This is a genomic window from Actinoallomurus sp. NBC_01490 (assembly GCF_036227085.1).
GTDB lineage: Bacteria > Actinomycetota > Actinomycetes > Streptosporangiales > Streptosporangiaceae > Actinoallomurus > Actinoallomurus oryzae.
Map to the genome: position 1 here is coordinate 6,413,828 of NZ_CP109433.1, position 15,307 is coordinate 6,429,134.

Consider the following 15,307-nt stretch of genomic DNA (forward strand, 5'->3'; position numbering starts at 1 on the left):
GCAGGCCCGCGCGCCGAAACGGAGAGGGAAACCGCCGGTCAGGCGCCGAGGAACGCCCGGACCGCCTCGTGCGCGGCATCGCGCATCCGCGCGTGCAGCGCGGCGTTCGCCGCCCGGTCCGTACGCGCCTCCACGATCCGCAACCCCTCACCCGCCATGACCTTCGTCAGGCCGTCCATCGCCTCCAGCCGCGTGTACGGCAGCCCGTGCGCCGCCGCGACCGAGGCCAGATCGACCTGATGCGGGGTACCGAAGACCCGCTCGAACGACTCGGAGAACGCCGCCTGCGGCAACAGCGAGAAGATCCCGCCACCGGCGTTGTTCACCACCACCAGCGCCAGATCCGGGCGATGGTCCTGCGGCCCGATCACCAGACCGTTCTGATCATGCAGGAACGCCAGATCCCCCAGCAGCGCGAACGCCCGGTTGCCGTGCGCCATCGCCGCACCGACCGCCGTCGACACCAGCCCGTCGATACCGCTCGCACCGCGGTTCGCCAGAATCCGGATCCCCCGCCGCGGATGCATCGTCTGATCCAGGTCCCGGATCGGCATACTCGCCGCCGCCAGCAGTAGCGACCCGCCCGGCATCGCCGACGCCAGGTCACGCGCCAGCCGCGGCTCCGACAGCTCACCGGTCTCATCCAGCACCGCGTCCACCGCGTTCCGCGCCACCAGGTCGGCCGACCGCCACGCCTTCAACCACGCGTCGTCACCCGACACGACCGGGATCTCCGCCTCCTGCGCCACCTGCGTCGCCGACCGCACCGGATCCGGCCACCGCGCCAGCGACGGCGTCACCACAACGTGCTCCTCCGCGCGCCGCAGGTACGACAGCAGCGGACGCGACAGCCCCGGCTTGCCGAGCGTCACCACCACCTCCGGATGATGCCGCTCGACGAACTCCGGCACCCCCAGCAGGAAATGGTGCGAGGACAGCGCGTGATCGCCGTACCGCGCGTTGCCGTTCGGCTCCGCCAGCACCGGCCAGCCCGCCATCGACGCCGCCGCGACGTACCGCTTGACGTTCACCGCGCCGTCGCCGACCACCAGCACGCCACGGCGCGTCGGCGGCACGTGCAGCACCGAACCCGGCGTCGCCGCCCGCACCTTCGTCCACGGCCCCGGCGCGTCACCGTCCAGCGGCTCACACCACGACTCATCGCCGTCGGGGACCAACGGCTCACGGAACGCCAGGTTGAGATGCACCGGACCCGGATCCGGATCCAGCGCCACATGCCAGGCGCGGCTCGCCAGCGAACGCCAGTAGGCGACCATGCCCGGCCGCTCCTCCGGCACGCCGACCTCACAGCTCCACCGCGTCGCCGAGCCGTACAGCTTCATCTGGTCGATCGTCTGGTTCGCGCCCGTCTCCCGCAGCTCCGGCGGCCGGTCCGCGGTCAGCACCAGCAGCGGCACCCCCGACTCGTGCGCCTCCACCACCGCCGGATGGAAGTTGGCCGCGGCCGTACCCGACGTGCACACCACCGCCACCGGCCGGCCGCTCCGCTTGGCCAGCCCCAGCGCCAAAAACGACGCCGAACGCTCGTCGATCCGCACATGCAGCCGCACCTTCGACTGCTCGAACAGCGCCATGGCCAGCGCGGCCGACCGCGACCCCGGCGCCATCACCACATCGGTCAGCCCGCAACGCGTCAGCTCGTCCACCAGGACCGTCGCCAGAGCGGTCGCCGGGTTCACAGCGCCGCTCCACGCCGCTCGTCCAGCACCGCACGCGCCTCATCCGCGCGCCGGCGCCAGCCCTCACCGTCGATCTCGTACCGCGCCAGGGCCTCCTCATCGACCCTCGGCCGCCGCACCTCGATCACACCGTCCACCGCTCTCAGCGGATCGGCGACGACGTCGCCCTCCAGTAGCGACAGCGTGCCCAGCCCGCAGGCGTACGGCAGCTCCGGCAGCGCCGCCGCCAGCGCCAGACCCGCCGCCAACCCCACCGACGTCTCCACCGCGCTGGAGACCACCACCGGCAGCCCGCACGCCTCGGCCACCGCGAGCGCGGCGCGCACCCCGCCCAGCGGCTGCACCTTCAGCACCACGATGTCGGCGGCGTCCGCCGCGCGCACCCGCAACGGGTCCTCGGCCCGGCGGATCGACTCGTCCGCCGCCACCGGCGTGTCCACCCGCGCCCGTACGGCCGCCAGGTCCTCCAGAGTGGGGCACGGCTGCTCGGCGTACTCGAGTTCCCCCAGCGCCCGCAGCATGCGGACCGCGGTGTCGGGGTCCCACCCGCCGTTGGCGTCCACCCGCACCCGGCCGCCCGGCCCGAGCGCGTCACGCACCGCCTCGACCCGCGCGATGTCCTCGCGCTCGTCCTGACCGGGCTCGGCCACCTTCACCTTCGCCGTACGGCACCCGGAGGAGCGGACGATCGCGTGCGCGGCCTCCGGCCCGACCGCCGGCACCGTCACGTTGACCGGGATCCGCGTACGGCGAGGCTCGGGCCAGCCCTCATCGGCCGCCTCGTACGCCGCCGCCAGCCAGCGGGCGCACTCCGCCGGACCGTACTCCGGAAACGGGGAGAACTCCCCCCACCCCGCCCGGCCACGCACGAGCGCCCCTTCTCTTCGCGTCACGCCGCGGAACCGCGTGCGCATCGGGATGGCGAACACCCGCAATGGCCCGACCCCTCATCCTGTCGATCTCGCGTTCGCCCAACCCTACGACCGCTCGTCCCCGGCCCGTACACCGGAGGTCAGTAGTACCAGGGGAAACGGGACCACTCAGGAGCGCGCTTCTCCAGGAAGGCGTCGCGGCCCTCGGCGGCCTCGTCCGTCATGTACGCCAGCCGGGTCGCCTCACCGGCGAAGACCTGCTGCCCCACCAGCCCGTCGTCGACCATGTTGAAGGCGAACTTCAGCATCCGCTGCGCCGTCGGGCTCTTGCCGTTGACCTTGCGGGCCCACTCCAGCGCGGTCGACTCCAGCTCCGCGTGCGGCACCACGGCGTTGACCATGCCCATGCGGTGTGCCGCCTCGGCGTCGTAGGTGTCGCCGAGGAAGAAGATCTCCCGGGCGAACTTCTGGCCGACCTGCCGCGCCAGGTACGCCGACCCGAAGCCGCCGTCGAAGCTCGCGACGTCCGCGTCGGTCTGCTTGAACCGGGCGTGCTCCCGGCTCGCCAGGGTCAGGTCGGCCACCACGTGCAGGCTGTGCCCGCCGCCCGCGGCCCAGCCCGGCACCACGCAGATGACGACCTTGGGCATGAACCGGATCAGCCGCTGCACCTCCAGGATGTGCAGCCGCCCCGAACGCGCCGGATCGATCGTCTCGGCCGTCTCCCCCTCGGCGTACCGGTAGCCGTCCCGGCCACGGATCCGCTGGTCACCGCCCGAGCAGAACGCCCACCCGCCGTCCTTGGGCGACGGGCCGTTCCCCGTGAGCAGTACGCACCCGACGTCGCTGGACATCCGCGCGTGATCCAGGACGCGGTACAGCTCGTCCACGGTGTGGGGGCGGAACGCGTTACGCACCTCGGGCCGGTTGAACGCGATCCGTACGGTGCCGTGATCGATGGCCCGGTGGTAGGTGATGTCGGTGAGGTCGAAGCCCTCCACCGCCTTCCACGCGTCCGGGTCGAACAGCTCGGAGACCATGCCGTGTCCTTTCGTGGCGATCGGCGCCCTGCCATTCAAGCGGTCCGCCGCCCGCGTCGTGGATGGGGGTTGCGATGTTCGCTCGGAGATGAAGATCACTAGGCGCCCGCCTTTACATAGTAAGTTTCCCGCCTCCCCGCCACGCCCCGGGCGGCGACGCTCGATAGCCTGACGGCGCCATGAGCCGACCCCTCCACGCCGTGATCCTCCCGCCGGGACCTCTGATCGCCCGGCGGCTGGAAGCCGCCCTCGACGGCAGCGGCCCCGCGATCTGCCCCCTCTCCCCCGCGCTGCCCGAGCCCGCGCTGCGCGCGATCCTCGACGCCCTCGCCCCCGCCGCGGTCGAGACCCCCGACGGCCTCACGCGACGCGACGGCGGGCGGCCCACCGACGCGGCCGTCCTCATCGCGACCTCCGGATCCACCGGACAGCCCAAGATCGTCGAGCTGTCCGCCGAGGCGATGACGCGCTCGGCCGCCGCGACGCTCGACCGGATCGGCGCCGCCCCCGGCGACCGCTGGCTGTGCTGCCTGCCCACCGACCACATCGCCGGCGTCCAGGTGCTGACCCGCTCCATCGTCACGGGCACCACACCGATCGTGCACGAGCGGTTCTCCCCCGCCGACGCGGTGGCCGCCGGCGCGCAGCACATCTCGGTGGTGCCGACCCAGCTGCGCCGCATGCTCGACCACGACCTGTCGGTGTTCTCCTCGATCCTGCTCGGCGGGGCCGCCACTCCCCCGGATCTGCTGGCGGCCGCCCGCGCGGCCGGCGGCCGGGTGCTGACCACCTACGGCATGAGCGAGACCTGCGGCGGCTGCGTCTATGACGGCGTACCGCTCGACGGCGTCTCGGCGGCCGTCGGCGACGACGGGCGGATCCGCCTCGCCGGCCCGGTGCTGTTCGACGGCTACCGGCTGCGTCCCGACCTGACCTCCGCCGTCCTGGACGGGGACTGGTTCGTCACCAGCGACCTCGGGGGCATCGAGAACGGGCGGCTGCGCGTGCGCGGCCGCGCCGACGATGTGATCATCACCGGCGGCGAGAAGGTCGTCGCCGGGGAGGTCGAGCACCTGCTGCGCACCCACCCCGGCGTCGAGGACGTCGTCGTGGTCGGCCGGCCCGACCCCGAGTGGGGCGAGCGGGTCACCGCCGTGATCGTCGGCTCGGCCACGCTCGAGGAACTGCGCGACCATGTCCGTACGACCCTGCCCGCGCACGCCGCGCCCCGCGCCGTCGAACCGGTCCCCGAGATCCCGCTGCTGGCGTCGGGAAAGCCGGATCGGGTACGGCTGCGCCGCCCGCTCTGAGAGAATCCCTGTCCGTGGTCGTACCTCGCGTGCTCGCCCTGGTGACGCTGGTCGCGCTCGCCGGGTGCTCGGCCGGCGGACACTCCGCGAAGCGACAGCAGCCCTCCGGCCCTCCCCTGGTGATCCCCAAACCGTCGCGCACGCCGACCGGCCCGCCGCGCCCGGCCCGCGCCGGCACCGTCTGCGGAAGGGTCTCCGCGCTCGGCGGGTACCCCGCCCGGGTCGTCGTCGTGAAGGGGCGCACGACGTGCGTGACGGCGCTGCGGGTGTTCACCGAGTACTACGACCCCACCACCCCGGCGGAGGGCAGCGCCGGCCTGGCCGTCATCGACCACTGGACCTGCTCGACCCGCCTGAAGGTCGCCACCTGCACGCTGCGGACCACGACGATCCAGGCGCGCGGCTGAGGGGGCGACAGGAGGCGATCGAGACCAAAGTGACATCCGGGGCCGCCGGGCCGGGCGGCCGAAAGTGTTACTTGTCACACGGAGCGACCGCCGGAGCGGCGTGACCAGTGCGGCTGGAGTCCGCCGCCGCGTCGGCGTACGGTGGTCCCACCGGCCCGAACGGCCGCGGAGACGACGCCTGCGAGCGTCAGGCTTTACGGTGGAGCCCACTCCGGCCAGGTGAAAGTTTCCGCCGTGCGGGAACAACCCAGACACAACTGCGCGTTTCGGATAGTGCGCGCATATGCCAGAGACGCACGTCCCATGCCGCCAAGATACGTACGAAGGGAGGGAGGTGTCCTCATGCCGCGAAACGCTGCTACCGCCGCGCCCGCAGCGCCGACCACGACGCCTCTCGAGGAACTTCTCGACCGTGGCCGTTCCCAGGGGCACCTCTCGCTTGACGAGGTGCGGAACGCCTTTCAGGAAGCCGGTATCACCCCCGCGCAGGGTCGTTCCATCATCCGTGAACTGACCGACGCCGGTGTACGGCTGGCCAGCCAGGACAAGCCCGCCGGTGAGCCGAAGCCTTCGTCCACCAAGAAAAAGGGTACGGGCACTGTCAAGAAGGCCCCGCCGGCCAAGCCCGCCCGCTCCACGGCGAAGCCGAAGGCGAAGTCCACCCGGACCAAGACGACCCGTACCCGCCCGGCCAAGACCAAGAACGCCGAGGTCACCGAGTCCGTCGAGGAGCACGGCCCGGCCGAGGAGATCGTCGCCGCCGACGCCCCCGTCGAGACGACGGCCGCCACCGAGGCGCCCGTCGCCACCGCCGAGTCGGACGACTTCGAGGTGGACGCTCCCACGGACCTGGACGACCAGTCCTCGGTCATGGGCGACTCGGTGCACACCTACCTCAAGGCGATCGGCCGCCGTCAGCTGCTGACCGCCGCCCAGGAGGTCGACCTCGCCAAGCGCATCGAGGCCGGGCTCTACGCCGAGCACAAGCTGGAGAACGCCGCCAAGCTGTCCGCGCGCTCCCGCGAGGAGCTGCGGCTCATCGCCGAGGACGGCCAGCGGGCCAAGGCCCACATGCTGGAGGCCAACCTCCGGCTCGTGGTGTCGGTCGCCAAGAAGTACGCCGACCGCGGGCTGTCGCTGCTCGACGTCGTCCAGGAGGGCAACCTCGGCCTGATCCGCGCCGTCGAGAAGTTCGACTACACCAAGGGCTACAAGTTCTCCACGTACGCCATGTGGTGGATCCGGCAGGCCATCCAGCGTGGCTTCGCCGACTCGGCCCGGACGATCCGGCTGCCCGTGCACGTCCTGGAGATGCTGAGCAAGCTGAGCCGGGTGGAGCGCGAGATGCACCAGCGCCTCGGCCGCGAGCCCACTCCGGAGGAGCTGGCGGTGGAGCTCGACAAGAGCCCCGCCCAGGTCCAGGAGCTGCTCCGGACCAGCCGCCAGCCGATCAGCCTGGACTCCACGATCGGCGAGGACGGCGAGACCCGGATCGGCGACCTCATCGAGGACACCGACACCCCGGAGGCCTCCGAACTGGTCGACCGGCAGCTCATGGCCGACCAGCTGCGGCGCGCCCTGGGCGTGCTGTCGGCCCGCGAAGAGAAGATCATGGCGATGCGCTTCGGCCTGTACGACGGGACGCCGCGCACGCTGGACGAGATCGGCAAGCACCTGGGCCTGACCCGCGAGCGGATCCGTCAGCTCGAGAAGGAGTCGCTGTCGAAGCTGCGGCACCCGAGCAACGCCCGGCCGCTGCTGGACTTCGCCAGCTGACCACCGCGCCGTCAAGGACCCCGCCCGACCGGCGGGGTCCTTTTCTTGTCGTGGCGCCGCGACGAAGAATCGACGAACGCGGCCTGGAGGGAATCCTCCACCACCTGATCGGCGCCGCTCAGCCTCCGAGAGCCTTCCCGGCGCCGTCGGCGTCGGTGTCGGTGAAGACGGGGTCGCAGGCGAGCCGGTAGCCGCGCTTGACCACCGTCTCCACCAGTCCGCCTCCGCCGAGGCCCCGCCGCAACCGCGCCACCGCCATCTCCACCGCGTGCTCGTCGGCCTGCGGCCGGCCGTACGCCCCGCCGGGCACGGCGCGGCTGGGCAGCACCCCGCACAGCTCCGCACGCGAGACCACGTGCCCGGGGCGGCGGGCCAGCGCGCGCAGGATCGCCATCGGCGCCGGGGCGATCGGCCTGAGCTGACCGTCGAGCACGACCGCGTGCCCGCGAAGCTCCAGCGCGTGCCCGTGGACGGCCAGGCGGCTCGCGCGCCGGGCCGGCAGCTCCGCGGACAGCACCTGGACGAGCGCGCTCAGCCGGGCGCGCTCGGGGCTGATCGGGACCACTCCCCTCTCCTCCAGCGGCGCGGCCGTGACCGGGCCCACGCAGGCGGCCAGGACGTGGGTGCGCAGCGCGCCGAGGAACAGGCCCTCGAGGTTGTCGTCGGCCGCGACGGCCAGGGTGGCGGCGACCGCGGGCGCGCTGGTGAACGTGATCGCGTCGACCGTACCGGCCACCGCCTGCCCGACCAGGCGGCGCAGGGGCGTCGGGTCGTCGCTGCGCGCCCACCGGTACACCGGGATCTCCACGACCCGCGCGCCCGCTCGGCGGAGCGTGCCGGTCAGCTGCGGTGTGGGATCGCCGTACAGCTGCACCGCGATCCGGCGTCCGGTGAGGTCCTCCTCCAGCAGGTGACGCAGGACCTCGTCCCAGTGCTCCGGCTCCCCGTGCTCCGGGGACCACGTCTCGGTCACCCCGGCGGCGCGGACGGCACTCCTCGCCCGCGTTCCGCGGGCGAATACGCGTGCGTCGCTCAGCAGCTTGACCAGGTCGTCGCGCAGTCCCCAGCCCTCCGCCGCCTCCAGCCACGCGCGAAAGCCCACGCCCGTCGTGACGACGATGTCGTCGACCGGCCCGGCCAGCAGCGCGCGGGTGGCGTCGAGCAGCTCGGTGTCGTCCGCGAGCGGCACCAGGTGGATCGCCGGGGCGTACACCACCCGCGCGCCCTTGCGCTCCAGCAGGGCGGACAGCTCCTCACGGCGACGGGAGGCCGTGACGCCGACGGTGAAACCGGCCAGCGGCTCGGCGCTCACGACCCGGCCACCTCCACGCGATCGGTCGGACGGGTCCTCGATCGGTGCCGAGGTGGTCGAAGCAGTGCGAGGGAACCAGGTGGGGCGTCACAGGCCGGGGCCTTTACATAGTAAGTTTCGCGCGATACCACGCGAAGAGGCCACGCTCCGGCGGGACGATGAGCCGCCCTCCCGCACCCGACCGTGACGCAGTGGCCGGCCATCCGCTCACCCTCTCCCCGGAGACGACTTGACCACGATCTTTACGATCGGGCGTTTCCAGGCTGGGTCCCGCTTGTTACCGCTGTGCTACAAGCCGCTCACCACCCCCCTGACCTGGTCATGCGGAGCATGTGGCGACACGGCCCGGGGTCCGGAGGCCCCGGCCCGCAGATCGCCGAGCGGGTGGGCCTGGCGAAGGGGAGTTCCAGCTATCACGTGCGGCTGCTGGAGCGGGCCGGCCTGGTGAAGGTGGTGCGGACGCGGAAGGTGCGTGGGGTCACCGAGCGGTACTACGCGATGGCCGCGCGGGCGATCGTGCTGCCGGATCCGGGGGCGGGACAGCCGGATGTGCTGATGCGGCACGTGGTGGCGGATCTGGAGGCGGCACCGGTGGATGAGCGGTATGTGCGGTTGGCGCATCTGCGGCTCACCGAGGAGCGGTTCGCGGAGCTGGGGGCGCGGCTGCAGGCGCTGGCGGACGAGTACCGGGCGCTGTCGGATCCGTCGCTGCCGGACGTGTCGCTCGCCTTCGCGCTGTTCCGGCCGGCGTCGCGCGAGCAGGCCGCGCGGACCTCGGGCGAGGGCGATGCCGAATGACCTGGGACGCAAAGAGGTTGCCGGCCGGGTTCGGACGGCTGTGGACCGCGCAGACGGTGTCCTCTCTCGGTGACGGGGTGACTCATGGCGCGCTGCCGCTGCTGGCGTTGACCTTGACGCGGGATCCGATGGCGCTCGCCGTCGTCACGGCCGCCGGAACGCTGCCGTGGCTGCTGTTCGGGGTGCTCGGCGGTGCGTTGGTGGACCGCTGGGACCGTCGGCGCACGATGTGGGTCATGGACGCGGCGCGTGCGGTGCTGCTGGCGATTCCGGCGGTGGCGGCCGCGTTCGGCGCACTGAGCATTGCGCTGCTCGCGGCCGTCACCTTCCTGCTCGGCCTCGGCGGGCACTTCTTCGACACGGCCGCCACGGCCTATCTGCCGGATCTGCTCGGCCGCGACCCCGCGCTCCTGGAGCGCGCCAACTCCCGCCTGCGCGGCACCCAGACCGCCTCGTCCGGCTTCGCGGGGCCGCCTGCAGGCAGTGCGCTGCTCGCGCTCGGGCGGGCGGTTCCGCTGCTCGCCGACGCGGTGTCGTTCGCGCTCTCCGCACTGCTCGTACGGTCGCTGCCCGCCCCACCCCGGCCCGTGCCGCAGGCCCGTGAGTCGCTGCTGCGGCAGGCGCGCGCCGGGGCCGGGTACGTCTTCGGGGACCGGCTGCCGCTCGGGCTCGCGTTGCGCCCGGCGGTCGGGAACATCGCCTTCCTCGCCGTGGAGACGGTACTGGCCCTCTTCACGCATGACCGTCTGGGCATCGACACCTTCGGGTTCGGCCTGCTCCTCACCGCGGAGGCCACCGGCGGGCTGATCGGTGCGGGCATCGCTTCCTTCCTCGGCCGACAGCTCGGCACCGGCACCGCGTTGACCTGCACGGCCGCGGTCGAGGGACTGGCCATCCTGGGGCTTGCCACCGCTGCGAATCCCTACGTGGCCGGCCTCGCCCTCGCGGTCTGCGGGGCGGGCATGGGCGCCACGATGGTGCTCGCGCCCTCTCTCCGGCAGGCGATCGTCCCGGCCCACCTGATGGGCCGGGTCGCCTCCACCTCCCGCATGCTCGCCATGTGCGCCGCTCCGTTCGGCGCCCTGCTCGGCGGCCGGCTGGCCACCACCTACGGCGTACGCACCCCGCTCTACGCAGCCGCCGGCCTCCTGCTCGCCATGACCGCCGTCACGGCGACCATGACCAGTAACCGCCGGGTCGAGGCGGCGCTGCGCGGCGTTGTTTCGATTGCCGTTCCGGGGCCCCGGGAATCCGCCGATGCTGTCCTGGAGGGGGCACCCGAACTGCTGTGACGACTGGACCGGGCCGCGGCCTTTACATAGTAAGTTTCAGCCTCGCTCAGGCGCCGGCCCGTACGGGCACCGGCTCGGGCACGAGGTGCTCGGCGAGGACGGCGCGCTGGGTCCGGCGGGCCTGTGCGTGGCGTTCGCGACCGGCCTCGGTGAGCGTTACGGAGATGGCCCGGCGGTCGTCGGCGCACATGGTGCGCTCGACGAGTCCGGCCCGCTCCAGCCGGGCGACCGTACGGGACAGCGCGCTCTGGCTGAGATACATGTCGCCCGCCAGGTCGTGCATGCGTCGCTGCTCGCACGTCGCGTCGACGAGCCGGTCGAGCGCCTCGAACTCGCTCATGCCGATGCCGTGCGCGTCCTGCAGTGCGCGGTCCAGCGCGCACGACACCGTGCTGTAGCAGGCGAGCAGGTCGCGCCAGCGCCGGACGATCGCCTCTTCACCGGCATCGCTCATGGGCGGAACATACCACCTTCGCGACTTCGATGCAAGCACATTAAATGCGTGGACATTGAATGCATGTGCATGTAACTTCGGTCCGGTGACCACGACCGTGACACCTGAATCCCTTCTGTCCGATAACGACCTGCCCCGGCGGCAGCGCTGGCCCGCGCGCCTGTGGGGCGTGCTCGCCGTGCTCTCCCTCGTGCTGTTCCTCGACGGCCTCGACGTGTCGATGGTCGGCGTCGCACTGCCCTCGATCGGCACCGAACTGCACCTGACCACGTCGAGCCTGCAGTGGATCGTCAGCGGATACGTCCTGGGCTACGGCGGGCTGCTCCTGCTGGGCGGACGCACCGCCGACCTCCTCGGCCGGCGGCGGGTCTTCCTGATCGCCCTGGCGGTGTTCGCCGTCGCGTCCCTGCTCGGCGGGCTCGTCGACTCGGGCCCGCTGCTGATCGCCACGCGCTTCGTCAAGGGCGTCAGCGCGGCGTTCACCGCCCCGACCGGCCTGTCGATCATCACGACGACGTTCGCCGAGGGGCGTATGCGCAACAAGGCGCTGTCGATCTACACGGTCTTCGGCGCCAGCGGCTACTCCTCCGGCCTGATCTTCGGCGGCCTGATGACCGGCATCGGCTGGCGGTGGACGTTCCTCATGCCGGTGCCGATCGCGATCGTCGCGCTCACCGCCGGGCTCGCGCTGATCCCCCGCGACACGCCCGCCTCCTCCGGCGGTCACGACGTCCTCGGCGCGCTGACCTCCACGGGCGCGATGCTCGTGCTCGTCTACGACCTGGTGTCGGCCCCGGCCCGGGGCTGGACCGCACCGGTGACGCTCGCCCTGTTCGCCGCGGTGATCGTGCTGCTCATCGCGTTCGTGTACGTCGAGCGCCGGGTGCGGCACCCGCTGGTCCGGCTCGGCATCCTGCGCAAGGGCACGCTCGTGCGGGCCAACCTCGCCATCGTCGCGCTGTTCGGCTCCTACACGTCGTTCCAGTTCATCATCACCCTCTACCTGCAGGACGTGCTCGGCTGGGCGCCTCTGAAGATGGCGCTCGCGCTGCTGCCGGCCGGACTGCTCGTCGCGCTCAGCGCACCGTTCGCCGGCACGATGATCGACCGGTTCGGCACGGCACGCTTCATCGTCGGCGGGCTGGCGGCGATGTCCGCCGGGTACGTGCTGTTCCTGCCCATCGGCACGCATCCGGTGTACGTCACGGCGATCCTGCCGACCGCGGTCCTGCTCGGCGTCGGCTTCGCACTCGGGTTCCCCTCGATCAACGTCCAGGCGACCGCGGGGATCCACGACGACGAACAGGGCCTGGCGGCCGGGCTCGTGCAGACGGCCGCCCAGGTCGGCGCGGCCCTGGTGCTGGCCGTCACCACGGCCCTCATCTCCGGCGACGGTCCCCCGGCCCGTACGGCCGCCGGCGTCCTCGCCGAGTACCGCCCCGGGCTGGTCTTCGTGACCTTCGTGGCCGTCGCCGGCCTGGCCATGGCCCTCGTCCCGTTCGCCGTACGCCGCCGCGCCCGGCACGTCGGCGCGCACCGCGCCGAGATCGTGCCGGCCGAGGTGGAAGAGGCCGAGGCCGCCTGATCCGGCGGCCCACCCGGTTCAGGCGGGGCGGGGAGACCGAGCCCCCGCCTCGCCGCCACCGCGCAGGGCGCCCGCTCGCGGCCGGAGGCGTACAGCCGGTGCCGGCGGGCTCCCTGGACGCCGGACCGCGGATACACACGAGACCGCGAGGTCCTCGTGATGGCTTGTGAGATCGCCGCCTCGGGGCCGAGCCTGGACGGGGCGGTCTTCCTATCCCTGCCGCGTGAGGTGCCGCTGCCAGGCTCGTACGGCCGGGGTCAGGGCGCGGTCCCGGAGGCGGATCAGACCGATCGGCGGGTGCCGCGGCGGGGCCTTGAGGCGGCGCACCGCGACGGGCGGCCCGTCGGCGGTCGCCGCGGATTCGGCCAGCAGGGCGACCCCCATGCCGGCGGCGACGAGTGCGCGGATGCCGGCCGGGTCCGGGGCCTCGAACGGGACGCGGGGCGTGAAGCCCTCGTCGGCGGCGGCGCGCGTGAGGATGGAGCGGAGCCCGCTGCCGGCGGGCAGGCAGACGAACGGCCGGTCACGGTGCGCGGCCAGCGTCGTCGTGCCGGCGCCCGCGCCGTCGGGCGGCGTGATGAGCACGAGACTCTCGCCGACCAGCCGCTGCGCCCGGTACCGCTCGGGCAGGTCGTCGTGGACGGGGCCGAGGACCACGTCGATGTCACCGTCGGCGAGCCCGCTCAGGAGGTCGGCGACCAGCCCGGTCCGCGTGGTGATGGTGAGTTCGGGGTAGCGGCGGTGGAAACCGGCCAGTTCCGCGGGCAGGTCGAGCGAGCCGAGCACCGGGGTGGCACCGATGCTGAGCCGTCCGCGCAGCACACCGGCGAGCTGGTCGAGGTCGGCGCGCGCGCCCTGCACCTCGGCGAGAACCGCGCGGGCGCGGACGAGCAGAAGCTCACCGGCGTGCGTCAGGGTGACGCGGCGGGTGGTGCGCTCGAACAGCGTGGTGCCGAGCTCGCGCTCGAGGTTGCGGATCTGCGCGGAAACGGCGGGCTGGGCGATGCGCAGCTGTTCGGCCGCCCGGCTGAACCCGCCGAGGCGGGCGACGGCCTCGAAGTACGTCAGTTGCCGCAGCTCCATGGATTCATAGTAATCCGCGATAAATGCAAGATCATACCTGTCTTGGACTTATCGGGTCGCGGGCCGCAGGGTGGGACCCATGGAGCAACGACACCTCGGAACACTGACGACCTCGGCGCTCGGCCTGGGCTGCATGGGCCTGTCCCAGGGCTACGGCCCGGCCGACGACGAGCGATCCGTCCGGGTCATCCGGACGGCGCTGGACCTCGGCGTGCGGATGCTGGACACGGCGATGAGCTATGGCCAGGGCCACAACGAGCGCCTCATCGCCCGCGCGATCGCCGGCCGGCGTGACGAGGCCCTGCTGGCCACCAAGTTCGGCATCGTCCGCGGCCCGGACGGCGTACGCGTCGACGCCCGGCCCGAGCGTGTGCGCGCCGACTGCGAGGCGTCGCTGGCCCGGCTGGGCACGGACGTCATCGACCTGTACTACCTGCACCGCGCCGACCCCCGGGTGCCGATCGGCGAGACCGTCGCCGCGATGGCCGAGCTCGTTCAGGCGGGCAAGGTCCGTCACCTCGGCCTGTCCGAGGTGACGGCCGACCAGCTCGAGCAGGCCGCCGCGGTGCATCCGATCGCCGCGGTGCAGCTCGAATGGTCACTGCTGTGGCGCCGGCCCGAGGCCGACGTCGTACCGGCCGCCCGCCGGCACGGCATCGGCGTGGTGCCCTACAGCCCGCTCGGCCGCGGGCTGCTCACGGGCTCCCTCACCGAGGCCGACATCCGGCTCAGCGACTTCCGCAGGGCCGATCCCCGCTTCCAGGGCGGCAACCTGGCGGCGAACCGGCGGCAGGTCGCCGCCCTGCGGCGGTTCGCCGAGCAGCGCGAGATCTCCCCGGGGCGGCTCGCGCTGGCGTGGCTGCTCGCCCAGGGGTCCGACGTCGTCCCGATCCCCGGCACCCGGTCGCCGGACCGGCTCGCCGACAACGCCCACTCCGCCGATATCCACCTCGGCCCGGCGGACCTGCGAGAACTCGACGAACTGCTGCGGGCGGACGGCTGGGCCGGGGATCGAAGGTCGTTCGCCGTCCCGGTCACCGCCCGCCACGCACCGGCCCCGGCCCGCGCGACGGGATCCGGGGAGTGAGTCCCGAGCGGCGCGTCAGTGGGGCGAGGTGGGGGCGTTCCGAGTGGTCTCCACCTTCACGAGCATGCGCCGGAGCAGCCCGTCCAGTGTCTCCTGCGCGGCAGGTTCCAGCGCGGCGATCATGTCGCTTTCCACCATCGCGCGCACCTTCATCGCGGCCAGCCACTTCGCGTGGCCGGCCTCGGTGAGCTCCACCTCCACCCGGCGCCGGTCGCCGGTGCCGCGGATCCGCCGTACCAGCCCGGCCTGCTCCAGCGTGTCCAGCCGCCCGGTCGTCCCGGCCGGGGACAGCAGCAGCTCCTGCGCGAGCCCCGAGGGCGTCATCGAACCCCCGTGAGAGACCAGCCGGTGCAGGGTCTCGAACGCGAACTCCTGCAGCCCGATTTCGGCCAGCGCCCGGTCCTTGGCCTGGTGGACGTGCTTCACCAGGAACTGCATCCGGGTGACGATCGCCTCGGTGCGCTCGTCGTAGGGCGCCTTGCCGCGCCAGCGGGCCAGGTGCTGATCGACAGAGTCCTCCATACGCTCAGTATGCTACGCCAGCGTATGTTTCGTTGACGAAACATACGCCAGCGAACTAATGTCCGGGCC

The 15,307-nt window shown here is 72.6% G+C and carries 14 protein-coding genes; 7 read left to right on the forward strand and 7 right to left on the reverse strand.

Annotation, left to right across the window (positions count from 1 at the left end):
* Positions 1–38: 38 nt before the first annotated feature.
* The 3 genes from menD to OG417_RS30030 form a co-directional block, all read right to left on the reverse strand.
* Positions 39–1,700 carry a 2-succinyl-5-enolpyruvyl-6-hydroxy-3-cyclohexene-1-carboxylic-acid synthase gene (menD, locus tag OG417_RS30020; protein ID WP_329235618.1) on the reverse strand — a complete coding sequence of 554 codons (1,662 nt, stop codon included), beginning with the start codon at positions 1,698–1,700 and terminating at the stop codon, positions 39–41.
* On the reverse strand, positions 1,697–2,635 hold the full coding sequence (locus OG417_RS30025) for an o-succinylbenzoate synthase (protein WP_329235621.1): 939 nt from the start codon (positions 2,633–2,635) through the stop codon (positions 1,697–1,699). The genes menD and OG417_RS30025 overlap by 4 nt, the downstream gene beginning before the upstream one ends.
* 77 nt (positions 2,636–2,712) lie before the next feature.
* On the reverse strand, positions 2,713–3,612 hold the full coding sequence (locus tag OG417_RS30030) for a 1,4-dihydroxy-2-naphthoyl-CoA synthase (RefSeq protein ID WP_329235624.1): 900 nt from the start codon (positions 3,610–3,612) through the stop codon (positions 2,713–2,715).
* A 179-nt stretch (positions 3,613–3,791) separates the two neighbouring features.
* Between OG417_RS30030 and OG417_RS30035 the strand changes: the two genes are divergently transcribed.
* The 3 genes from OG417_RS30035 (at position 3,792) to OG417_RS30045 (ending at position 7,105) form a co-directional block, all read left to right on the forward strand.
* The gene (locus tag OG417_RS30035; protein ID WP_329235626.1) at positions 3,792–4,922 is read left to right on the forward strand and encodes an AMP-binding protein; all 1,131 of its coding nucleotides are present in this window, start codon (positions 3,792–3,794) and stop codon (positions 4,920–4,922) included.
* 14 nt (positions 4,923–4,936) lie between these two features.
* Positions 4,937–5,329 (forward strand): hypothetical protein, encoded by a 393-nt coding sequence (locus OG417_RS30040; RefSeq protein ID WP_329235629.1) that lies wholly within the window; start codon positions 4,937–4,939, stop codon positions 5,327–5,329.
* Positions 5,330–5,671: 342 nt separating this feature from the next.
* Complete coding sequence (locus tag OG417_RS30045; protein WP_329235632.1) at positions 5,672–7,105, forward strand: RNA polymerase sigma factor; 1,434 nt, start codon at positions 5,672–5,674, stop codon at positions 7,103–7,105.
* 118 nt (positions 7,106–7,223) lie between these two features.
* Here the strand turns inward: OG417_RS30045 and OG417_RS30050 are convergent, their stop codons facing one another.
* Entirely contained in the window at positions 7,224–8,417 is a 1,194-nt protein-coding gene (locus OG417_RS30050) for a uroporphyrinogen-III synthase (protein WP_329235636.1), read from the reverse strand.
* Positions 8,418–8,747: 330 nt separating this feature from the next.
* Between OG417_RS30050 and OG417_RS30055 the strand changes: the two genes are divergently transcribed.
* Together OG417_RS30055 and OG417_RS30060 are read left to right on the forward strand one after the other, a co-directional pair.
* A complete protein-coding gene (locus OG417_RS30055; RefSeq protein WP_329235638.1) occupies positions 8,748–9,215 on the forward strand; it encodes a hypothetical protein in 468 nt (155 codons plus the stop codon).
* Complete coding sequence (locus OG417_RS30060; protein WP_329235641.1) at positions 9,212–10,507, forward strand: MFS transporter; 1,296 nt, start codon at positions 9,212–9,214, stop codon at positions 10,505–10,507. The genes OG417_RS30055 and OG417_RS30060 overlap by 4 nt, the downstream gene beginning before the upstream one ends.
* Positions 10,508–10,553: 46 nt before the next feature.
* On the opposite strand, the gene OG417_RS30065 is transcribed toward OG417_RS30060, so the two are convergent.
* Entirely contained in the window at positions 10,554–10,961 is a 408-nt protein-coding gene (locus OG417_RS30065) for a MarR family winged helix-turn-helix transcriptional regulator (RefSeq protein ID WP_329235644.1), read from the reverse strand.
* 85 nt (positions 10,962–11,046) lie between these two features.
* Here OG417_RS30065 and OG417_RS30070 point away from each other — a divergent pair, with 85 nt between their 5' ends.
* Positions 11,047–12,546 carry an MFS transporter gene (locus OG417_RS30070; RefSeq protein ID WP_329235647.1) on the forward strand — a complete coding sequence of 500 codons (1,500 nt, stop codon included), beginning with the start codon at positions 11,047–11,049 and terminating at the stop codon, positions 12,544–12,546.
* Positions 12,547–12,756: 210 nt separating this feature from the next.
* On the opposite strand, the gene OG417_RS30075 is transcribed toward OG417_RS30070, so the two are convergent.
* Positions 12,757–13,629 (reverse strand): LysR family transcriptional regulator, encoded by an 873-nt coding sequence (locus OG417_RS30075; protein ID WP_329235650.1) that lies wholly within the window; start codon positions 13,627–13,629, stop codon positions 12,757–12,759.
* Positions 13,630–13,708: 79 nt separating this feature from the next.
* Between OG417_RS30075 and OG417_RS30080 the strand changes: the two genes are divergently transcribed.
* The gene (locus OG417_RS30080; protein WP_329235651.1) at positions 13,709–14,716 is read left to right on the forward strand and encodes an aldo/keto reductase; all 1,008 of its coding nucleotides are present in this window, start codon (positions 13,709–13,711) and stop codon (positions 14,714–14,716) included.
* Between the two features lie 15 nt (positions 14,717–14,731).
* Here the strand turns inward: OG417_RS30080 and OG417_RS30085 are convergent, their stop codons facing one another.
* The gene (locus tag OG417_RS30085; RefSeq protein ID WP_329235653.1) at positions 14,732–15,238 is read right to left on the reverse strand and encodes a MarR family winged helix-turn-helix transcriptional regulator; all 507 of its coding nucleotides are present in this window, start codon (positions 15,236–15,238) and stop codon (positions 14,732–14,734) included.
* Positions 15,239–15,307 lie beyond the last annotated feature (69 nt).

Bases quoted from the DNA above. Each gene is read 5' to 3' on its own strand.
- OG417_RS30030 (WP_329235624.1), bottom strand. From the start codon at position 3,612: ATGGTCTCCGAGCTGTTCGACCCGGACGCGTGGAAGGCGGTGGAGGGC.
- OG417_RS30035 (WP_329235626.1), top strand. From the start codon at position 3,792: ATGAGCCGACCCCTCCACGCCGTGATCCTCCCGCCGGGACCTCTGATC.
- OG417_RS30045 (WP_329235632.1), top strand. From the start codon at position 5,672: ATGCCGCGAAACGCTGCTACCGCCGCGCCCGCAGCGCCGACCACGACG.
- OG417_RS30055 (WP_329235638.1), top strand. From the start codon at position 8,748: ATGTGGCGACACGGCCCGGGGTCCGGAGGCCCCGGCCCGCAGATCGCC.
- OG417_RS30060 (WP_329235641.1), top strand. From the start codon at position 9,212: ATGACCTGGGACGCAAAGAGGTTGCCGGCCGGGTTCGGACGGCTGTGG.
- OG417_RS30065 (WP_329235644.1), bottom strand. From the start codon at position 10,961: ATGAGCGATGCCGGTGAAGAGGCGATCGTCCGGCGCTGGCGCGACCTG.
- OG417_RS30075 (WP_329235650.1), bottom strand. From the start codon at position 13,629: ATGGAGCTGCGGCAACTGACGTACTTCGAGGCCGTCGCCCGCCTCGGC.
- OG417_RS30080 (WP_329235651.1), top strand. From the start codon at position 13,709: ATGGAGCAACGACACCTCGGAACACTGACGACCTCGGCGCTCGGCCTG.
- OG417_RS30085 (WP_329235653.1), bottom strand. From the start codon at position 15,238: ATGGAGGACTCTGTCGATCAGCACCTGGCCCGCTGGCGCGGCAAGGCG.